General features: G+C 35.9%; 17 protein-coding genes. 5 read left to right on the top strand and 12 right to left on the bottom strand.

The genetic code is table 11. The annotated features are described in order from the left end of the window. Positions 1 to 7: 7 nt before the first annotated feature. Complete coding sequence (locus KHA98_RS06435; RefSeq protein ID WP_213256437.1) at positions 8 to 364, bottom strand: DUF6660 family protein; 357 nt, start codon at positions 362 to 364, stop codon at positions 8 to 10. A gap of 245 nt (positions 365 to 609) precedes the next feature. Here KHA98_RS06435 and KHA98_RS06430 point away from each other — a divergent pair, with 245 nt between their 5' ends. Then, a complete protein-coding gene (locus KHA98_RS06430; protein WP_213256435.1) occupies positions 610 to 2,217 on the top strand; it encodes a class I SAM-dependent methyltransferase in 1,608 nt (535 codons plus the stop codon). A 95-nt stretch (positions 2,218 to 2,312) separates the two neighbouring features. Here the strand turns inward: KHA98_RS06430 and KHA98_RS06425 are convergent, their stop codons facing one another. The 8 genes from KHA98_RS06425 to KHA98_RS06390 all read right to left on the bottom strand — a co-directional run bounded on the left by KHA98_RS06425 (position 2,313) and on the right by KHA98_RS06390 (position 10,525). Continuing rightward, a complete protein-coding gene (locus KHA98_RS06425; protein WP_213256432.1) occupies positions 2,313 to 2,765 on the bottom strand; it encodes a hypothetical protein in 453 nt (150 codons plus the stop codon). A gap of 90 nt (positions 2,766 to 2,855) precedes the next feature. Continuing rightward, the gene (locus KHA98_RS06420) at positions 2,856 to 3,491 is read right to left on the bottom strand and encodes a hypothetical protein (protein ID WP_213256430.1); all 636 of its coding nucleotides are present in this window, start codon (positions 3,489 to 3,491) and stop codon (positions 2,856 to 2,858) included. 294 nt (positions 3,492 to 3,785) lie between these two features. Further along, positions 3,786 to 3,980, bottom strand: coding sequence for a hypothetical protein (locus KHA98_RS06415; protein WP_213256428.1), 195 nt, complete (start codon positions 3,978 to 3,980; stop codon positions 3,786 to 3,788). A 179-nt stretch (positions 3,981 to 4,159) separates the two neighbouring features. Then, positions 4,160 to 5,320, bottom strand: coding sequence for a hypothetical protein (locus KHA98_RS06410; protein WP_213256426.1), 1,161 nt, complete (start codon positions 5,318 to 5,320; stop codon positions 4,160 to 4,162). A 197-nt stretch (positions 5,321 to 5,517) separates the two neighbouring features. Then, positions 5,518 to 6,954 (bottom strand): FGGY-family carbohydrate kinase, encoded by a 1,437-nt coding sequence (locus KHA98_RS06405; RefSeq protein ID WP_213256424.1) that lies wholly within the window; start codon positions 6,952 to 6,954, stop codon positions 5,518 to 5,520. Positions 6,955 to 6,964: 10 nt separating this feature from the next. Beyond that, on the bottom strand, positions 6,965 to 7,741 hold the full coding sequence (locus tag KHA98_RS06400) for an SDR family oxidoreductase (RefSeq protein ID WP_213256422.1): 777 nt from the start codon (positions 7,739 to 7,741) through the stop codon (positions 6,965 to 6,967). 21 nt (positions 7,742 to 7,762) lie between these two features. Further along, a complete protein-coding gene (locus KHA98_RS06395; protein ID WP_213256420.1) occupies positions 7,763 to 9,025 on the bottom strand; it encodes an MFS transporter in 1,263 nt (420 codons plus the stop codon). A 24-nt stretch (positions 9,026 to 9,049) separates the two neighbouring features. Next, entirely contained in the window at positions 9,050 to 10,525 is a 1,476-nt protein-coding gene (locus KHA98_RS06390) for an FAD-binding oxidoreductase (protein ID WP_213256418.1), read from the bottom strand. 442 nt (positions 10,526 to 10,967) lie between these two features. Here KHA98_RS06390 and KHA98_RS06385 point away from each other — a divergent pair, with 442 nt between their 5' ends. From KHA98_RS06385 to KHA98_RS06370, 4 genes are all read left to right on the top strand, one after another. After that, entirely contained in the window at positions 10,968 to 11,699 is a 732-nt protein-coding gene (locus tag KHA98_RS06385) for a MurR/RpiR family transcriptional regulator (RefSeq protein ID WP_213256416.1), read from the top strand. Between the two features lie 206 nt (positions 11,700 to 11,905). Next, positions 11,906 to 14,983, top strand: a complete 3,078-nt coding sequence (locus KHA98_RS06380; protein ID WP_213256414.1) for a LodA/GoxA family CTQ-dependent oxidase — start codon at positions 11,906 to 11,908, stop codon at positions 14,981 to 14,983. A 2-nt stretch (positions 14,984 to 14,985) separates the two neighbouring features. Continuing rightward, the gene (locus tag KHA98_RS06375) at positions 14,986 to 16,113 is read left to right on the top strand and encodes an NAD(P)/FAD-dependent oxidoreductase (protein ID WP_213256412.1); all 1,128 of its coding nucleotides are present in this window, start codon (positions 14,986 to 14,988) and stop codon (positions 16,111 to 16,113) included. Between the two features lie 9 nt (positions 16,114 to 16,122). Then, positions 16,123 to 16,290, top strand: a complete 168-nt coding sequence (locus tag KHA98_RS06370) for a hypothetical protein (protein WP_213256410.1) — start codon at positions 16,123 to 16,125, stop codon at positions 16,288 to 16,290. Between the two features lie 3 nt (positions 16,291 to 16,293). On the opposite strand, the gene qhpG is transcribed toward KHA98_RS06370, so the two are convergent. The 3 genes from qhpG to KHA98_RS06355 are packed head-to-tail and all read right to left on the bottom strand — an operon-like array spanning position 16,294 to position 21,479. Beyond that, positions 16,294 to 17,778, bottom strand: coding sequence for a flavin-dependent monooxygenase QhpG (gene qhpG, locus KHA98_RS06365; RefSeq protein WP_213256408.1), 1,485 nt, complete (start codon positions 17,776 to 17,778; stop codon positions 16,294 to 16,296). A gap of 6 nt (positions 17,779 to 17,784) precedes the next feature. Further along, positions 17,785 to 19,170, bottom strand: coding sequence for a radical SAM/SPASM domain-containing protein (locus KHA98_RS06360; protein ID WP_213256405.1), 1,386 nt, complete (start codon positions 19,168 to 19,170; stop codon positions 17,785 to 17,787). Next, entirely contained in the window at positions 19,167 to 21,479 is a 2,313-nt protein-coding gene (locus KHA98_RS06355) for a hypothetical protein (protein ID WP_213256403.1), read from the bottom strand. The genes KHA98_RS06360 and KHA98_RS06355 overlap by 4 nt, the downstream gene beginning before the upstream one ends. Positions 21,480 to 21,521: the final 42 nt, after the last annotated feature.

Raw genomic sequence — 21,521 nt, 5'->3', positions numbered from 1 at the left:
AAGAAAATTAAGCGAAAAACTTAGGCGGCTGCCAAATACTTCCTGAGTATCTGGAAACAACCTGACAATCTCTGATAACCGAATTTTTAACGGTATAAGTTTGTTGGGGAAGATTAAAATCAGGTAATTTAAACTGGAATTTTACCACAGAAACACTGCAGCATGAACATTGGCAAAAAGGGGTACAATGATCGTCATTATCCTGACTATGGCTGTGACTAGCCTCCTGAAGTTTTGAATTATTATCTGTACAACTATTATATACATCACTGCATGGCACTACAAGAAGCGCCAGAATATATACTAATAATATTGTCGATATCCATTTCATTACAATTACAAATGTATAAAATATTTCGTGCAATTTTGGACTAAAGTTGCTTAAAATCGCATTAATATATCCAGCCGCATATTGTTTTCTAATCTTAAAAGCTGTCTAATATTAAAAATCAATATGTAATGAAAATAAATTATCTTTATAATAACCAAAGATTTTTAGCTATTGCTGCTTTTAAATTTTAAAAGGAAATCTTCGTAATCAATGCATCAAAATCAACATGTCCTGAATTAGAAAAAATTATTATTCTCAACAAATTTCATTCTATTACTATGACCAATACAGCAGAACTCCGAAGTTTCATTTTCAGACATCTTGACGGTTTAGCAGTGGCTCCCGTAGCAATTGCCCTTAAAAAAAATGCAGTTTTAGAGTTTATCCTGAACAAAAAACAAGTGCAACTAACCGAACTTGTTACTGTTTTTAAAGCAAATGAAGGTTATCTAAATGTCGGACTGAGAATTTTAGCTTCTCAGGGCTTTTTAGATTATGAAGTCGATAACAGTGCGCAGGAAATTACGATTACTGTAAATGAAAAGACAGAAACAGCTTTCTCGTTGTTTCATCTTTATGAAGATGTGGTTGATTTACTGCAATTTTCTACCCAGTTTCATCCGCGTATTTTTGATGATGCCCCATTTGAAAAACTCAATGCAATTTTTGAAAAATATAAAAAAAACTACGGCATTGAATCTTCTGATGATGGTCTGACAAACGAGATTCAGCATCAGATTTTAAAACATATAGAAGGTTACCTGATTGGGCCAACAATTGTACGTCTGGCGATGAACGGCATGTTTCATAAATATTTTATGGAGACTTCTTTCAGACCTGAAGAGTTTCATAAATCTCCAGAGAATTTCAAAAAAATATTAGACTTTTTTGTGCATCTCGGGTGGTTTCTGGAAAAAAAAGGGAATTATCAATTTACAGAAACAGGTTTATTTTTTGCCAAAAGAGCCAGCGCTTATGGTGTTACGGTTTCTTATTTACCGACTTTTGCCAAAATTAAAGATTTAATTTTTGGCGATGCGGCAGTTCTAAGAATGATTGCTGATGGCGAAAACGAAATACATGTTGACCGCGAAATGAATGTTTGGGGAAGCGGCGGTGCTCACGACACTTATTTTAAAGTAGTAGATGAGATTATCGTAAAACTTTTTAATTTACCAATTGAAGAACAACCAAAAGGAATCTTGGATATGGGTTGTGGAAATGGCGCTTTTTTGCAACATATTTTTGAAGTAATTGACAGACAAACTTTGAGAGGAAAAATGCTCGATGAATATCCCTTATTTTTAGTCGGTGCCGATTATAATCAGGCTGCGCTTAAAGTAACCAGAGCAAATTTAATAAAAGCCGACATTTGGGCAAAAGTTATTTGGGGTGATATTGGTCGTCCGGACACGCTTTCGGATGATTTGAAGGAAAACTATAATATTGATTTAAAAGACTTACTCAACGTAAGAACATTTTTAGATCATAACCGAATCTGGGAAGATCCAAAGCATATTAATAAAGACAGAATTAGTACTTCTACCGGTGCATTTGCTTACCGGGGGAAAAGAATCAGTAACAATCTGGTAGAGGATAACTTACTTGAACATTTACAAAAATGGTCGCCTTATGTACGCAAATTTGGCTTGCTTTTGATTGAATTGCATACGATTGATCCAAAACTTACTGCTGATAATTTAGGAAAGACACCAGCAACAGCTTATGATGCCACACATGGTTTTTCTGATCAGTATATTGTGGAAATTGATGTATTTAATAAAGTTGCCGCAGAAGCCGGATTATTTCCTGACCAAACTGTCTTTAAACGATTTCCGGATGCTGACATCGCTACTGTTAGTATCAATTTACTAAAAGGAAATTAAAACCCTAAACCTTTTAGGACTATAACATTGCATAAAAAAAACCTCCAAAATCAAATAACTTTGGAGGTTTTATATTTTATTGCTATTATAAAATATTACATTTCATTCAAATCGTTGAATTCGTGTAATGATTTCAATGTGCTTTCGTAAAATAAAATTGCCGCGATAAGGTTTCCTTTATCTGAATATGGCATCATTTTTCTTTGAAACTCTACAGTGGTATCTAAGAAAGTTGTAGTACCTACCGCTTGTCCATCTAATACTTTTTTGTGCTCACTATCGTCTGGAATACCTAAGTCTGCCATAGTAACACCTGGTTTAGTAACCAAAGCAATGTAAGGAAGAGTTTTTACTAAAACTTTAATACGTTCGATGTACAATTCTAAAAGTTCTCCTTTTTGCATACCGCTCAATTCTTTTTGATCGTGGTATTTACGGATAATAGCTGTTGTACTGATAATACTTCTTGGAGCGTTTTTTGCTTGAGCTGAAACAGCTACAGTAGTTAGGAAGCAAAGGACTGTAAGTAAAATAATTTTGCTCTTCATTGTGAAATTAGATTTGGTTGTTTGGATGTCGACAAAAATAGATAAATTAACTTTAATTACAAGTTTATTGATTTCTTTTTTTTTAATTTCTTACGTTTTTATGATTCTAAAACGTCCGGGATATTTTATCCAGATACTTTTTTTGTTCCCGTAATAATCCATGTATTCCTCACAAACAAAAACGGCATGAGCTGTAGACCAGGCTACTACGCCACAAAATTCACTTCCGGATTGTCTTTTTAATTTTTGAATTTGCTTGCCAAGTTTAAATCCTAAATACTTATAAATCGTTGGAGTATAGACCGCACCATCTTCAAGATCTTCTAATGCTTTATCAAAAGTAGCCTCTTTATCGATAATTTGCTTGTATTTTGCCATCACGGCATAGGTCAAAACTGCGTAATCTCTTATTTTTTCGCTCTCGCAATTGTCTTTGATATATACAAAATCGGCAGAAACTTTTGCTTTATTCATTTCAGTGCTGTTAAGCGTAAATGATGCATCGTTTTTTAATGTGATTCTATAAGAATCTTCGCTTAATTTTTCGGCTACAAAAAGACTGTCTAATCCATACACATTTAAAGAAGCTTTTATAAAAGCAATTGAGGAACAATTGGTACGCTCTCCTTGTTTAAAGCTTTCGAATATTTTATCTGAACTTAATTGTGAATAAGAATTTGAACAGACAAACATTAAAATTAAAAATAGTGAAGTAACAGATTTCATTGTCGTTAAATTTTATAATTCTTTCCAGACTGATTTTTGGGAATCTAATGGATCATGCAAATCTATAAAAATCAACTCATAATTTTTTTTTACTTCTTCTTTTTTATCAAAAATTATAAAGATTACTGCAAGTAAAGCCTTTTGAAAGAGTTACGGTTTTATTCTTTCTGAATTTTTTTAAAAGAGAGAAAATAAGAGAACCCTTGCCCTGCTTTCTGCCGATTGCTTTTTGAGTAAAAGGGCAAAAGTCAAAATAAAACCGTCTCAAATACGGTATTTAAGACGGTTGTAAATTTATTTTTTCTCTTCGTTATTTAGCTTATCATCAAAATCAGCTTCTTTCCCTTTAAACTTCTTGGTGTCAGCATCATAATTTTCATCGTTGGTTAAAACCTCATCATGATCTTTGTATTGATGCTTTCTGGTATCACTACGTTGATCTGCCCCACTCTTGTCTGTATTTTTCTTTGTTTGATTATTTGAGTCCATAATTTTTCTATTTTAAATATTTCATTAAAATTAGATCAAAAACCGGATTGTTTACTTATATAATCATTCACAAAAATTACAAAATAACACTTCTATTTATAAGATAAAATGCAAAAGGTAACCTTACAGATTACCTCTACATTTTTCAATTCTAATTATTTTCTAATAGTAACTTTTTTTTAGAAATAGTACCCTATATTACATTGAAGTCGGGCATGCCATTTATTATCACAAATGTTATATAAACTGGCCTGACTACCTCCTAAATAAGGGTGATTAGATCCGGCAACGTATTCAACATAAGTGTATATACTATCCGCTATTTTTAGCAAAACTCCGTTTGTAAGCATTTGTGAAGCATCCAAATCGTATTTTTTTCCTAAATAGCCGTATTCACTATAAAATTCGATTAGATTTAAAGCTTTACTTTTAAGGGGTATTGTGTACTTAGCAGATAAAGTATAAACATCGGCTTTTGAAGCCACTTGATAGGTATAGCCAAAAGAGCCCATATCTACCATCTCCGGATTAATTCCTTTAGGTTTAAATTCATATCTGTAAACTTGTGCTTTTACTCCTAAGTTTTTATAATCCATATTGTAGTGCACTGCAAAAGCATTTCGGCTTCCCATTTTATCTTCTACAAAATTATACAATTGTCCAAATTGTCCCGAAGCTCCAATTTTATGAGAAAAACCATTTGCTTTTATTTTGTACAGTAATTGTCCTGCAAGCTGATTGATTTCTTTGTTATCTCCAAGTACACTTGCAGACCATTGTTTATCTCTTAATGCGGGATCATTTGTAAAGGTTTCCATTGCATTTTTCATAAAAGCAACCTGCCAGTCCCAAGTATTTCCTTTATGATGGTACTTGGCTCCCATGCTGTATTTCCCTTCGAATCCTAAGGCATACCCAATTCCTAAAAACCAACTGTAAGAGTTGTATTCTAAGTTCCCGAAAGGGCTTTGCACCAAACCTACCTGAACATCATCTCCATTATCAAAATCATAACCAATCCATCCTTCTTTTGGCATTATCCCGCCCGATGAAGGTGGCATAAATCTCATGTCAGCAAATACTTTAAACTTTTTATACGAAGCATTTGCAACAAGACCAAACAAGTCGAAACCAAACTCACCACCTTCTTTTCTTCTTGTTTCATTATAAAACTCATCTTTGTAATGCACTCTAAAAGCTCCATTTAATTTAAATACCGGCTTATCGGGATTTGCAGCAATAGTGTCTGCTTTAATATCAATATCGGCTTGGGCATAACCCAAATTGCTAAAAGAAAACAGAGCTAAAATTAAAACCAATTTATAATAGGCAACTTTCATAATTTTTATATTAATTAATTATAAATCCAGAATATTTCAGGCCTGAATCATAGCCATACAAAATGCTGACATAAAATGCATTGTGGCATATTATGTCTTCTTTTATTGTACAACTGATTTACCTGAGTGAAAGAAATAGCTTTCTAAACTGATCGTAGAAAGCTATTTTTTAAATAAGGGGAAGAAAAGTAAAAGACTTACTCTACTTCTAATTTTTGCATTTCTTTTAATGTGTTTTCCAGTAACAGTGGTAGGTTACTATACACTTTTTCATTGATTTGTTTGTACCTGTTATGTGTGTCTAAATTGGGCAGAAACTCATCTTTCTCTTTTACCATTTGTTTTACCGCAGTTTCAAAATCGGGATAACACCCTGTTGCTACTGCTGTACATATGGCGGCACCCAAAGCTGCTGAACCGCTCATCTCATTTCGAACAACGGGTGTTCCGCTTATATCAGCAAAAATCTGCATAAACAAATCACTATTGGCGCCTCCTCCTGAAATAATAATTTTTTCAGGATTATGACCTAATGTCTTATTCATTAACTGGTAATGATTGTTTAGGGTAAATGCAATACCTTCCAGAATAGCACGATAAATATGTCCGCGCCCCTGCAAGCCATTAAAACCAATCATAACACCTTTTCTATAAGACTGATATGCCGGTGCAAGCCAATCCGGAACAATCATCAAACCATCAGATCCTACGGGAACTTTCAGAGCTTCCTGTTCTAAAACCTGCTCTGGTGAAATTCCTTTTTCTTTGGCTTTACTATTTAACTCCTCGCCTATAAGATCCCTAAACCACGATATCAACCACATTCCTCTTCTCACTCCGCCGCTTTCAAATAAATAGCGATTGGGTATACAGGATAAATTTGTGAAATAATTATCATGAGCCGGTCTGTTTTCACTGCCCACTACCATCGATGTGATATAAGTTCCTAATGAAAACAATCCTCTTGATGAATCTATTAATCCGGCACCCAAAGCTTCTACTGCCTTATCATTTGCCGTGGCTACTACAGGTAAACCTTCCGGAAGACCAGTTTGCTCCGCAGCAGCTTTATTTACTGTACCTAAAACAGTTCCTGGCATTTGTAACTGCAGTAATTTTTCTTTAGGAATTTTAAAATTGTTAATCACATTCTGATCTTCAGACCAATTCCATGTTTCCATATCTACAGGAAATTGCCACTGAAAAGCATTTGCCGCCGTATCTTTTAATTCTCCGGTAAGACGATGCGTTATGTAGCCTGTTGTTGGACAGGTATACGCTATTTCATCGGAATCTTCAAAAGACTCGTATGCTCTTACATCCATCCAGCTCATCACCGGAGCTGCCAGATTTCCATCTTTTTTCATAAATACTCTGCAACAACGAATCGTACAAAGTCCAACTCCTTTTATAAGACTTACATCACCTTTAAAGTTTTTCATTAACCGGATCAGGGCAACTTTTATACTGTCCCACAAATCATCATCAGGATGTTCGACATATCCGGTTTTCCTAAATAACATAGGTTTAAGCGGTTCAATTTCTGAATGTATAACCTCGCCTTTGGAATTGATGATGTATACTTTTGTACTTTGAGACCCGTTATCTATCGAAATAAAATATTGCTCGTTCATAACAATTGTTTTATCTCGTTAAAAATCCGCCATCAACAGCCAATATATGTCCGTTTACGAACTGAGAGGCCTGGCTTGCTAAAAATACTGTTGTTCCCATTAAATCATGAACATCTCCCCAACGTCCTTCCGGAGTATGATCAACAATCCATTTATTACGTTCAGGATTTTCTATAGATGCCTGAGCCACTTTTGTTTTAAAATAACCAGGAGCGATTCCGTTATCCTGCACGTTAAATTGTGCTAATTCATCGCAATACGCTTTTGTTAAACCTGCAATTCCGTGTTTAGTCGCAGCATATGCCGGAGACCATTGTCCGCCCATAAAAGAAAACAGCGAACAAATGTTGATGATTTTACCGCTTTTTTGTGGAATGAAAAACTTAGTAACTTCAGCCGACATTTCAAAAGCCGCTGTTAAATTGATGCTTACCATTGGATCCCATTCTTTTCTTCCAAAGTTCAATACATCGGCAATTAAACAGATTCCTGCGCAGTTAACCAGAATGTCTACTGATCCTAATTTTTCTACACACTCTTCTACAATTCTTTTTGGCATTCCTTCTTTGGTAATATCTGCAGACATATATACCGCTTTTGAACCTTCGCTTTCAATTAATTTATTGAATTCAGCATCGTCCGGCATAATACTTGGCATAAAAATATTGGCACCAGCTTTTGCTAAAGCTAAAGAAAAAGCCTGTCCTAGTCCTGTATTACCTCCTGTTATAATTGCGTTTTTCCCTTTAAGAGAAAAATAGCCCATGTTAAAATCTTTAATCTCCATTTTATATATTTTTTATTGTTTTTATTTATTTTTTTGAGTCTGTTGTTTAAAAATTGTGACGAAGCAAATTGCTGCTATTCCTAAAATTGCACTTATAATAAAATAGGCGTTATATCCTCCTTCTGGACCAAATTTGTTAAAAATCAACGTACTGAAATAAGGAATAAAGATGTCTGGTAAGTATCCCAGGAGAGAAATAAAACCTACCGCCGTACCCATTATTTTATCATCTATTCTGCTATCTCCCAACAATGACCAATAGGTGCCACGAATGGCGTAAACGAAGGTTCCTCCTAATATGATTAAAATGTAATAGATATTAAAATTGGCAGTTACAGGAAGAAAGGCGACCGTAAATAATGTAATGACAGCTCCGCTTAAAGCAAAAACCAACGTCAGGCTCTTTCCTAATTTATCTGCTAGAAATCCTCCCAAAATTCCGCCTACAGGCCTCATCCATAACACAATTACCATAATCGTACTTACTGTAACGGGGTTGATTTTAAGATTTTTTTCCATAAAACCTCCGTAATAATACACTACCCAGGTTACGGCATAAGAGCAAAAAATAATGGCGCCCATCAGATAAACAAATTTGTTTTTGACAACCAGACTGACATCTTTAAAATCAAATCCTTTTTTGTTATCCGCTTCGTTTTTGATCATTGTTACTACATCTTTCTTTGATTTAGCGGTATCATTCTCAACAAACAAAGCGATTAAAATTCCGGCCACCAGTAAAACTGAGGCATACATATAAATTACATTCTGAAGTGCCACAGTCTTATCTGCCAGAGTTTCACCTTTTTCTAAAACATGAGAAAACATAAACAACGCTGCACTTGCCAATATTGCTTCTACAACACCTCGCCCTCCATCAAGAAATCCGAAAAATCGCCCCTCTTCTGCTGGTGTAGATAACAACTTTACCAACTTCATATGAGCACCCCAAAATGTAAATACCGAAAACACTCCCCATAAACAAAAAATACCTATAACTGAAGTGTAACTGGGTATCTGAGCAAACCAAAACCCACCGATTGCTGTCCCAAACAGAGAGAAAACAAGTAAATATTTGGCTGAAAACTTGTCACTTAATATCCCGCTGGGAAAATATCCCAATATAAATACAAAGCCTAGTACCGTATAAATAATATTAAGATCGTCCAGACCAATATTAAAAACGGATAAAATAGTCTCCTGGTAATTTGTCCTTAGATAAATAAGAGGGTAAATTGCTCCCGCAGCAAGCACTATCAGAATAAACTGAATATATCTTTTCATGAGGTTAGTTTTTTTTAGTGGCTATTATTTTTGATACTTTTCACCTTCTGACTGAGGAAAAATAGTTCCGAAATTCATGATTCCGTTCGGATCGAAAACTGCTTTTAACTTCTCAAGCATGTAGTAAGCACTTCCATGCTCATCTTTTGTCCATTCATTTCTGTATTTACCAATACCATGATGATGGCACATAGAACCTCCAAGTTTCAAGGTTTCTTCAACAATAATTGTTTGTATCGGGTGGTGATAAAGACGCATTTCATCTTGTGGTTCACAATTGATATTGTAATTGTAGACAAAATACATATTGGTTCCGTTGATATAACTGTGAGAAGAATGTCCGCCTAACATGGTAATATCTTTTGCTCTCGGAAACTCTTTTCTAATTCTTTCGATTACATTGTAATAGATTTTAGTAACATTTTCCCAATCTGCCGATATTTCTGTGGTAAACCCATCATGAGAATTATGATTAACCATGTCTTTGATTTCTTCTTCAATTCTTTCCTGAGTCCAGTTAAGATGATTGAACCAGCCTGCAATTAATGAAGGATCGACTTTTTCTGTAATACCCTCTTTAAACTTTTCTACAGCTTCTTCAATTCCGGAAGCATTCGCGGCTACCATATTTTCGTTTCCTTCTGCCATGAAAATTAAAATACACTGCCCTTTATGAAATTGACTAAAGTGCTGCGCTGCATCTTCTTCAGAATATACTCTCGCTACAGAAGGACGATAACCATTTGCCATTACTTCTCTTAAAACCTTAATTCCTGTATCAACATCTTTTAGTAAATACCCGAAAAATTGATTATTTTGAGGAAAATATCGAAACAGTTTAACTGTAACCTCGGTGATGTAACATAAAGCTCCTTCGTTGCCTATAACAATATGTCTGATATCTGGACCTCCGGCTCTTCTCGAAACATTTTTTATACGGGAAATATGTCCGTCAGGAAAAACACATTCTAATCCTACAACCATATCTTCTATACCTCCGTATAAAGTTGAAAATTGTCCGATACTGCGTGTGGATACCAACCCACCCATTTGAGCAACGGGCTTAGATTGCGGAGAATGTCCCATTGTTAAACCATGCTTTCTAACTTCATCTTCCAATTCCTGTAATACAACACCAGATTGCGCTGTTACCTGTAGATTATAAGGATCTATTTTTATGATTTTTTTCAGGTTTTTTCCATCAACAACTAAGGTCTGTTCTTTCCAGTTTTCTAAGCCACCTTCAGTAGCTGTTCTGCCGCTTCTGGGAATAACATTGATTCCATAAGCATTACAATATCTCAAAATTTCAGAAACTTCTTCAGCAGTTTGTGGGTAAACAATGGCTACCGGAGCCGGAACATCTAAAACCTTTTTTGCTTTAGCATATTTTTTATATCGGTCTGCAGACGCTTCATACAAATCATCAGAATTAGTATTAATCTGATCTTGTTTTAACATTTTTTCCAGGTCTTTTAAAATCGTTTGATTTTCTTTCATGCTACTTAAATTTTCTTTATTAAAATCCGTCTTCATTTTATTTTATTCGTATTATTTTTTTTCTCACAAATATCTTCTAACATATTGATCGCGACATAACAAACGTAGGAAAAGTATTTCAATTTAAATGTTAATTTTCCAAAAAAAATAAAAATTTTAAAAATAATGGAAAACAAGCGTTCTGTGAAAGAAAAAAATCAGGAAATAAAATTTAAAAACTCGCTAAAAAATAGTAGAAGCGGGAGTAAAACGATTGAAGCAAGGAGAAAATAAAACAATACAATATCAATTCATTCTAATTTAAGATGGAAAATAAAATCCCGATTTCTAGTATAAAATGGGCTTTTCTGTGTACTGATATCTTAAAAAAACCTATAAAAAGGAAGTTCGTATTCCCTAGTCTAAATGAAATGTAATACTTTTACTAAAAATCAACACCAAAATGTATATCGTAAACAAGGATCTGCTTAACGCTCTGGAAAAAAATATTTACTCTATATTACTTAAAGAAATAAAACTAAACCACTCATTATCTATTACTGAAGCTGCTACCATATGCAATTGCTCTCCTTCTAAAATTTCAAAATTTGTACAAAAACTGGGATTTAGTACTTACAAAGAATATTTAGGGTTTATTAGCGGAAAAGCTTCTACCGTACTTCTTGATGAAAATGAGCGTTTGACAAAATTTTTAGCTGATTTTAAACCGGAAATCGCCTTTCAGTTTGCTGAATATCTCAGGAAGTTTGATAAAATTATTTTATTTGGTTATGGGCCTTCATTTATAGCCGGACAGTATTTTGAATATAAGCTAAGAAACTTACTAGATATTCCGATATGGTCTGTGGCTCACGAGGCCTCTATAAATGATTTAATAGGTACTAATAATCTGGTCATTATTTTTTCGACTACCGGACAATTCAAGTCTTTTAAAGAACTATACGAAAACATCATTTCAAAAAATAGCAAAGCAGCTTTCCTTTTAGAAGAAGGTCGCACTGATTTTTTAGAAACATATGATTACATCATTACCTTAAGTAATTATCTGCAAAACCCGAAATTGTTACCCCACGAAAAAACAAGAACAACGTTTTTTGCTTTCATAGAAGCTGTAATTAAGCAACTAGAAACATCTGCCACTGAAAATTACTCTAAACACAGAAAAAAACTTTAATTCATTACCGAACGTTATAATTCTTTAATTTAGTAAGAGCAATACTGAATATAAAAACCACTAAACAATCGAATAATCAACTAGTTGGCTTTTATAAATTTTTCTTTTTAATTAAGAATACAAATAAAAAACAGGTGTTTTTACTTACATAATGGTTTGCAATAAGTTGTATGTTTGATAACAAAAACAATTAATTTCCTACTATTATGAAAAGTATTATAAACAACAAAAGTAACGATCATTTATCCTGTGGCTGCGAAGATCCAATTGAAGGACTTCGTTACATGTTTTGTGAGTTAGTGCAGGCAAAAAGAGTAAAACAAGGACAATGCCCCGTTCGCAGACCTGTATTTTTAAGAACTCATGGCATTATGAAGGGAAACTTCGTTATTCATGAAAATCTACCAAAAGAATTTAGACATGGTATGTTTAAAAAATCCGGTAATTTTCCTGCCTATGTACGATATTCTTCAGATTTATCAGATGGCAGACCAGACTGGATGAGTACCATTGGTATCGGTATTAAAATATTTGGTATTCCGGGTGAAAAAGTGGTGAGCGATGACGGAGCAGAAACAGCTGATTTATTATTACAGAATGTACCATTCTTTTTTGTTGATAATGCCAGCGATATGTGCAATTTTACAAAAGCAAGTCTGGAAGGATGGGGAGATGACTGGGTACAGAAAAATGCCCCGCAAACCAATGAGCTTCTTGATAAAATGGCAAAACCAATCCGATCTGTACTCGAAACAGAATTATGGAGTGTGGTACCATTTATGCTGGGGCCAAATAATCATTGTAAATATATACTTCGTCCCGGAACCTCTACTTTTGCAGGTGATCCAGATATCAATGACCCTGATTTTATGGCTAAGGATCTTGAAGGACGTATAGCTTTAGGGCCTGTAACACTGGATATTTATATTCAGAAACGTCCGGATACGTCACAATTTGATAAAGCATATATAGAAGAACATTTTCCATTAGACAGAGCTACAGTAACATGGGATGAAAAAATTGCCATACCTGTTAAGATCGCAACTATTGAACTTCCGCAACAGGATATTACCAATGAAGAACAGAAAATATATGGTGACTGGTTGTCTTTTAATATTGGCAGGGTTCCAGAAGCAAATCAGCCAGTAGGCAGTATAGCTCAGGCGAGAGTAAGTGTTTATCAGACAAGTGCCGATTATCGCAGAAAAGAAAATAATCAGCCATTGACCGAACCGACAAAACCGGGTGAACCTATTATTAAAAATCCGGTTTGTCCTTTTCCTCATCATGATCCCAAACAAGAGCCTAAAGCACTAACGGAGGATCAGATAAAAAGAATAACCCATGTAAAGATACATCCCGGAATTGGTATTGCCCGTGTAGGCGATAGTCCTGCTGAGTATTATATTGGCCCTGAGGTTTTCAACCCCGAGCCCACTCAATTTGGTTCTACAAGAGATTCCGGAGGCGCTATAAAACGTCAGGCAGCCCGTTTTAGAATATATGCTTATGACCAATATGGTAATGTAGTCACCGAAGTGGAGCATTCTAAAAACTCCAGCATTCAATGGTCGGTACATTTGGCTAATAAAAAAGCCGCATGGTACCAGTTTAATGCTGCTTTAGATATTCCCGCTACTGTAAGCCTCTCTGTTCCGTTGCGAAATCCAAATGTAACAGGAAGCGGAAGAAGTGCATTATGCATTGATTCTGGCAAAACAATTATAACAGGCTTAAGCATGAAAGACTCCAGTTATGTGATGACGGGTAATTTTGAAGGTACTCCCGTTACACTCGGAGAATTACGAACAGATGACCTTGGCAGATTGTTGGTGTTGCCCGGTTTTGGAGTTTCTGCAAGTCCCGCAAATAAACCAGTATACAGACCCGAAGACCCCAATAGTTTTAACAATGCCGATGGATGGTATGATGATATTGCTGATGGGCCTGTTTGCGCAAAAGTAACTATTGGAGGTATAGACTTTGATGCAGATTCTGCCTGGGTAGCATCGGCACCACCAAATTTTGCACCAGATCTTGTGGGCTGGAGAACCATGGATGATCTTTTGCAGAATGTTTATATGCAATCTGGTATGCTAAATGTACCGCAAAAAATTTCTTTTAATGAGCATGTTCGCCCAATACTGCAACGACTTAGCGAACTTCAATGGGTAAATAAAGGATTTCTTTCGATGTTTGGGGCTGGTGCACCAATGAATTTTAATGATCCTGAACTAATGCGTAAATTATCTCAAGTTCCATCTGATAATGCACTGTATCCGGATCCTTATAAAGAGCTTAGACGTGGTATATACAATAGTTTCAGGCCAACCAATACAAAAACAGCAGAAATTGCCGCATGGCCTTCTATTTATGGTGATGCTTTTGGGTATACAAATCCAGATCCAAATTTGCCTCCTGCAGCATCTACTTATTTACAATTACCACCGTTTTACACCTATGTGCTTACTAACTGGGTTCAGGGACTTTTTATAAATGATTATCAACCTGACACAACAAATCCACAAAAAATTGAAGAAGTTGATCTTCAAAAACAACCTGAAACACTTGACAGGTCAGCCATGCACTTTTGTCTTGCAGATGCATTTCATCCCGGCGCTGAATTGACGTGGCCAATGCGTAATGCTTCTATGTTTAGGGCACCTTACAGAATCCGTAAATGTGAAGAAGGATTAACAGAACCTGTATATGGTGCAACACTTGATAATAATGGTGTCATGGCAGTAAATGGCCCTTTATATGGGCAGTCTGCCGGAGGCCTTACAAGATGGATGGCATTACCCTGGCAAGGAGATACAGCGTTTTGTCGTTCTGGATATGATTTAGAATATGATCCTTATCTTCCAACATTCTGGCCGGCACGCGTACCAAACCAAATATTAACAGATGTTGACTACCATACTCTTTGTGATACATCTAAACCAATGGATATTAGAATAGCGGCTTTTCAAAACAGACCAAACTGGACAAGAATGTTTCCAAAAAGCCCCGCTCCGGAAGTAATGATGTTCATGGTATCTCACTTTAGTCAAATGGGAATCGTAGAAGCAAAACCGCGCCCCGAAGATATGGACTGGCTGCCTGAAAATATTTATGTAGAAAATCTGACTAAGGCTGAAAGCAAAAATCTTAAATCAGATAGTCTGATTTATAATAAAGCATTTAATGAACTTGGACTAAAAGATCAAAGAATGGCAGAAGCCGGATGGGATAGTGAAGAACAAAGAAATGAATTTTTAACTATTAAACGCAGAGGTAATTAATTTTGAACGATACAGAATTTGATGTAATTGTTGCAGGCGCAGGCCCAGCGGGATGCGCCGCCGCAATTGCCCTAAAACTCGCAGGAATAAAGGTTTGTCTGGCCGATAAGGAACTTACAACTGACTACAAAGTTGGCGAGTCGATTCCTGGTGCAACAATCCGGCTCTTAAACCGTCTTGGCATTAATGGAATTGATGATTTATTACATAAAAATCAGTATAACCCCTGTCACTCAAATGCTTCTGCTTGGGGAAGTGAAGAATGGGTGTATCAGTCCGGTTTAAAAAATCCCGAAGGTGGCGGATACCACATAAACAGGATCCTTTTTGACGAAGCGATTAAAACAAAAGCAACCTCTTTAGATGTTCCAATGTTTACCGCTTTAATAGATCAAATAAGCATTTTATCTGATGAAGAAGCTTCCCAAAAATTTCTCATTCAGTTTAAAAATGATACTTATAAAAATATTACCGCAAAATGGATTATAGATGCAACTGGACGTAAAGTAGCTATAGGACGTAAATTAGGCATCAAAAAAAATCGCATTGATAATCAGATGGCTGCTATAAATTGGGTCAAAGCTCCACCAGACGATACTGATTCTGCTACAAGAATAAAATCGACTGCTAATGGATGGTGGTACACAGCTCTTTTACCAAATCAAAAAAGAGTCATTGGATTTCAAAGTTTGCCTGACACGATTAGTCAAATGCATAAAAATCCACATTTGTTTTTTCAGGAATTTAATGAATCCCAAATATTACCTTATAAAATTACCAGTGAATCAAGTGTAAAAAACATTGCAGTTGAAGCTGGATTATCTATATCTGAATCTATTACAGAAAATCGTTTGCTCTGTGTTGGTGATGCGGCACTTTCTTTTGACCCTCTCGCCTCTCAGGGAATTTTCTTTGCGCTTTACAGCGGAATTAAAGGGGCTGAAACTATTATAAATTGTCTTAACGATGGTAGTTTAGAGAATAAAAATCTTGCCGATTATAAACTCATCATAAATCAGGTATTTAATGAAAACAAAAAAGCACTCCGATATTTTTATTTAAATGAAATACGTTTCCAAAATCATCCTTACTGGAAAAGTCGTCGGACTAATTTTGAAGTTCTTTCCTGACGAAGCATAATGAATCATTTCAATTTCAGAATTTATTACACTAAAATGGGACTTATTAATGCTTTTCTGGAAACCAATTCTGAAGCTTTTTTAGCTAAATATTGTAATCAAGACGGCAATATAAAAAATTCACAACTCAAATTCTGGATGGATGGTGCCAGCAAAATTCTAACGTAAGCTTTACGCATTCTGAACTATAGCAAGCAATTGATTTGAAAATAGAAATACAACTATTTTCTTTGACTTTTCCAGTGTCATAAATTTATTCAGATGAGCCACAATATCCGAAACGGTTTTGCCATTCATGGTCTTAAAAAGTGGAAATAATTCTACCTGATCCAAATAAACTAAAGGACGCTCCAGATTAGGGTGAATTAATGCCTGTTTTGTCACTACGCAATCATTATCAATAGCGTAAACTGATTTAAATGTAATATTTGAAGCAACTACTATCTCTTCATTCCAAAGTCGTTGTAAGATGTAATCGACAGGAATTGGCTCTGTTTGTTTATGTTCAACTATTGGTTTTATGGAATTAAATGCTGTTTCCAGTTGGGTTGTAAATGCTGTTTTATGGTTCGAAATATCCAATTGGAAATTAATTCTTTTCATCCAAAATTCACTATTATCATTGCAAGTCCATGCATTTTGATAATAATCAGTGGTCCAATGCGCATGATTTACAACCGATTCTATTAATTTTTCTTCATAAAAATTCTTTGGATCTGGCGAATCCGGGTCTTTCAGGTACGTATTTATTGCAATAGCAACCTGCAAAGAAAAGCGCATTGCTTTTTCGACACCGGTTGAGGAAAGCGGATCTAATGTAAAAGCCGCTTCTCCGATTTTTATAAACTCATTATTCCACGGAGTTTGATTAACAAAGGAAGTAACCGAACAGGTTTCAATAAAATTACCTTTTATCTGGTTTGTAAATGGAGCAAATAGCTTTGTTTTATGCATTAAATCCAAAAGATGTAATTCGCTGTTTTTTTTGAATTTTACCGTATCAGTAAAAGCCATGATACGATAGCGATTTCCGCAAACCGGAGATCCCCATAACCAGCCATCGTCGACAGCTTCAACAAATGCCTCATTAAATGTCGCATTGTTATCTATATGGGTCCAGACCGCAATAGCGGGAGGCGCAACAGAAACTCTTTCGTTTAAAAGAGTTCCTTTACGTCCTCTTCCATCCAAAACTATTTTTGAGTTAGTTTTAATTTCAGATGAATGCTGTGTTATTTCTAAATTCCAACCCTTTTTGGAATGAGTGGATTTTTTTAATTTTCCCGGCTGTATTAAATACAATCCTTTTGAAACCGTGAACCTGAGCAATTCCTGATCGAGTCTACTTCTGTCTACAATTATTCCTCCATTATTTTGTCCCGGACGTTCGTAAATTTGCTCTTTATTTTCCCAAATAACCTTAGCAGAAATCCTGTTCAGATACATAGAATCATCTAATAAATCACCTGTATTTAAATAGTCGAAAATATTACGAATTCCAGGCGAAAGAGACTCTCCTATTTGTGCTCTCGGAAATTCTTCCTGTTCAAGCATTCCTACGGTATAGCCCATATCTAGTAAACGTATCGCAGCACACAATCCTGCAGGACCCGCTCCAAGAATAAAAACGTCAAAAGTTTCAGGAAATGATTTCATTGGTAATTAATTGTTCCAGTTGGGTTTTAATCTCGATAATCTTTCGTTGGCTTGTATGGTATAAAACAACCAAGATCTAATGTAATCGCAGGCGGGTCTTCCTTTATCGATAACTTCATGATGGCATCCTCCTCCGCATAAATAACGAGCCCAGCATTGTGTACATGGATCTTGTGTATTCACATGTCGGTTTGCAAGCCAGTTGTTTTGCAGATCAGCATTTACGCCTTCTGTTAAATCTCCCATTTTACCGGCTTCTTCGTTTACAAAACGATGGCAGGCAAATAGTTCTTCATCTGCAGAAACCCCCATGTAACCAGCACCGGCACCACAAGGATACGGTCTGTGGGTTCCTTTTGAAATTTCCTTTAATGCATTTACCATGTTCAAGAAAGGATAACGTTTTCCTGCTAATACATTTTTTTCAAAATTAAGTCCACAGGCAATCATATTTTCCAACATGACAGACAGTTGCTCTTTGTTCATTTCATTCTGTCCGTTACTAGATTTTAGTAATGGAGAAAAACCCACACCATGAAATCCCATGCGAACAAATTCGTCTAAAACCTCCGGAAGATTTGTAATTTCCGGGGTTACGGTCACTCTAGCCGAAACCTGCATTTTTTTTTGCATGGCCAATAATGGCTGAATGTTTTTTATGATTCTGTCATAACTCCCATTTCCACCTTTCATTGGTCGGTTTAAATCGTGATCTTTACCAATCCCGTCTAAACTAATCGTTACTGAGAAACCGTATTCTTCAAAAAATTCCGCATCATTTTCTGTTACCAAAGTACCATTTGTAGTAATCGAATAACTCATCTGAATGTACTTCTTCTTTGCAGCTGTTTCAGCATAAAGCGTCGCTTCTCTAATCGCTTTCCGATTAATCAGAGGTTCTCCGCCTAAAAAGGTGAGCTGTGCTTTTCCTCCTTCGGGACAATCTTTTAGTAACAGCTCTATGGCTTTAAAAGCGGTTTCTAAAGACATATTTTTTGTAGGCCCTCCAAAATCACCCTGATCGGCATAACAATACGTGCATCCCATATTACATTTTTGCGCTATTGCCAATGATAAAGCGTGCAAAGGCGGACTTTGCAATGGCTCATCTGTAATATATTCAGGAGCATCAATCCCTAAAAGTGCCAGTTCGTTTTGCAGGGCATTTTCATCTTTTTCATTCATTAAAAAAGCTATTTTTTGCTCTACTTCCGGAGAAATAGTATAAAGTCTGCTTCCGTTTGGAATAAAAATCTGAGTCGCTTGCCCGCCTTTTATTAAATGTGCTTTGGGTGAACGCGGTCTGGATTGCGGAACAATTATCTCCGTCAGCTTAGTTGCGACGGAGCTATTTTGTTTCTCTTCGGAAAATCTTTCCTTAGTTCCTATCATTTTTTGTCTTTCGGTTTAGGTTTTACTATGCTGCTTTCTATCGCATCTTTTCCTTCAATGATGAAATTAAGTTCTCCCTGCCAGTTTTCAAAAAGATCCTGATAAGAGATTAGTCTTGAATTTTTCCAGTCGTCGGGAATATAAGATCCTGTACGTTTTTTTGACATCCATAAATCACCGGTGCTCAAACCGTTTTCATCCGGAACAATATTTACAAAATCGGGTCTGCTTGCCGCCCAATAGTAACAAGAACATTCGCGATAGTCATTTTGCCACGGAGCACAAAGACCTTGTGTTAGTTCTCCGGGTTTTAAAACAGTATCTGAAAATGCTGCACTATTGCCATCAAATATTTTATTTACAACCAGTTTTACCTTAATATATTTTTTAGGATCATCTAATTGACTTAAATCTACAACTACTTCTTCTAGTGACGGTTCTGCCGTAAAATGACATATAACTTCCTGCCCTTGTTTTTGTAAAACCTCAACCATAGAATTGGACCATTCCATAAACGAAACCCCATTTGGATTGGCATTTGTTTTTAAAGGAACGGAATCTCCATCGGGAAAAACAGGTCCAAAAGTTTGTACCATTGTAGGTTTTCCTTCTATGGCTACCAAACGATGTCCCACTAAATTGGAGTCGGTTGCTTCGAGTACATAGTTATTATTTTCCATAAGAACGATGCCGTTAAAAGCTCTTCTCCAAAGGTTTCTAAAATCAAATTCAAGTCCCGGATAGCAGTTTGAAATTGCTGTTCTTGGCAAAACCGCAATAGGATTTCCGACTCCTCTGTAATGCAATTGTGCGGTTAAATTAGAAGCTTTAAGCGGCGAACCATAAGATAGCGGCAAAGTATCCGGATTACTATCTGCAAACATCGATTTTGTTGCCGCTTTTATAATCGTATTGATCTGGCGATAGGTAAAAGTAAGCGATCTACCGTCGGCACCACGCATTAAGGCTGGCATTTTTCGAAGTGCTTTACTTGATAAATCCCCAATTTCTGTAGGTTTACGCAATACATCTCCAAACCACGGAGAGGCACCGGAACTTAATCCGTTGAATACTCTTTCGTGTAATAACTGCAAAGCCAGATTGTCAACCAATGAAGTGGCCATAATCGGCTCAAAAAGACGTCCGAAGTCATTTGTATTCTGGCGCACCATTGTACTGGCAACATTTTGTTTCCCCTCGTAACTATTGCCATTCATAATCGTTGTATTCATCAGACGAATGGTTTCAAAAGCCCTGCGAATAATTTCTTCGGCTTCTTCTATACTCACTTCTCCTTCGATATCGGTTCCTTCGATAATTTGTTCCAACTCGTCTGAAACTACACGAATTGGTAAAGTATCCGGTGCAAAAGAAGGAGGTCCGGCGCTAATATGAGCTTTGGCTGTTAAGGTCTTCTCGTCTGAAACTTTTAGTTTAACCGTTACAAAACCATCACATTCATCATCAATATAGCCCCAACTTACCTGCCAGCTTTCATTTTTTTTGTCTGTATAACCATACCCGGCAAAAATTTGTGCAGGAACGGTATAGAATATATTTGGATTACTGCCTTCTTTATAACCACGCCAGGTACCTTTTCCTTTACTGATATCGTACAATATTCTATCTTCATCTCCATCTCCATTTTCCTTTTTAAAAGTAGGGTCAATTTCTGTCTCGTCAACACCAGACACTGTATTTCTATGTAAACTGGAACCATAAACTTTTCCTCCGGCTGGCGTATAACGCAATCTTAGCTCTGGAAAATCTTTGGTTGGTTTTACATACTGAACAGAGCCTAAAGGCAATTGTTTGTTCGGCAGAAAATTGTTGCAATCTGCTAATACTGGTTTTAGTTCGTGCGAATTAATATTACTTAATTTTGCAGTCATTTTATCATTTACATCTCCCGTTCTTCTGAAGATTTTAATGTTTGCCACATCGACGTCCCAGCTGATATCTTTCAGACTTAATCCTGATTGTTTCAGTAATTCTTCTGTAAGAGGCACTAACTCGTCCGGTTTTTGATCTGTTATGGCAAAAACTTCCAGAAAAGGAGAAACAGGGTGTATTTTTCCATTTCTGTCTTCCAGATTGGCTACTTCTTTAAACTTTATATTCTGAGGTTTGTGAGCCGTAATTTCTCCTGAAACCGGATCTACAGTTAATGTTGTTTTTGGAATAATTTCTCTATAATCGAGCGGTTTTTCTTTTGATAATTCAAGATCGTATGCCGCCATTGGTTTCTTTGATTCTCCTAACCTGCCAATTGCAATGGGCGGAAGAATCCTTAGTTCAATAATTTTCATATCGTGGTATTTTTAATAATTAAATGAAATAAAAATGCTTTG

Source organism: Flavobacterium branchiicola, from assembly GCF_018383905.1.
GTDB classification, from domain to species: domain Bacteria; phylum Bacteroidota; class Bacteroidia; order Flavobacteriales; family Flavobacteriaceae; genus Flavobacterium; species Flavobacterium branchiicola.
The sequence above is the reverse complement of the archived record's forward strand: the minus strand, read 5'-3'. Positions and strand labels throughout refer to the sequence as shown.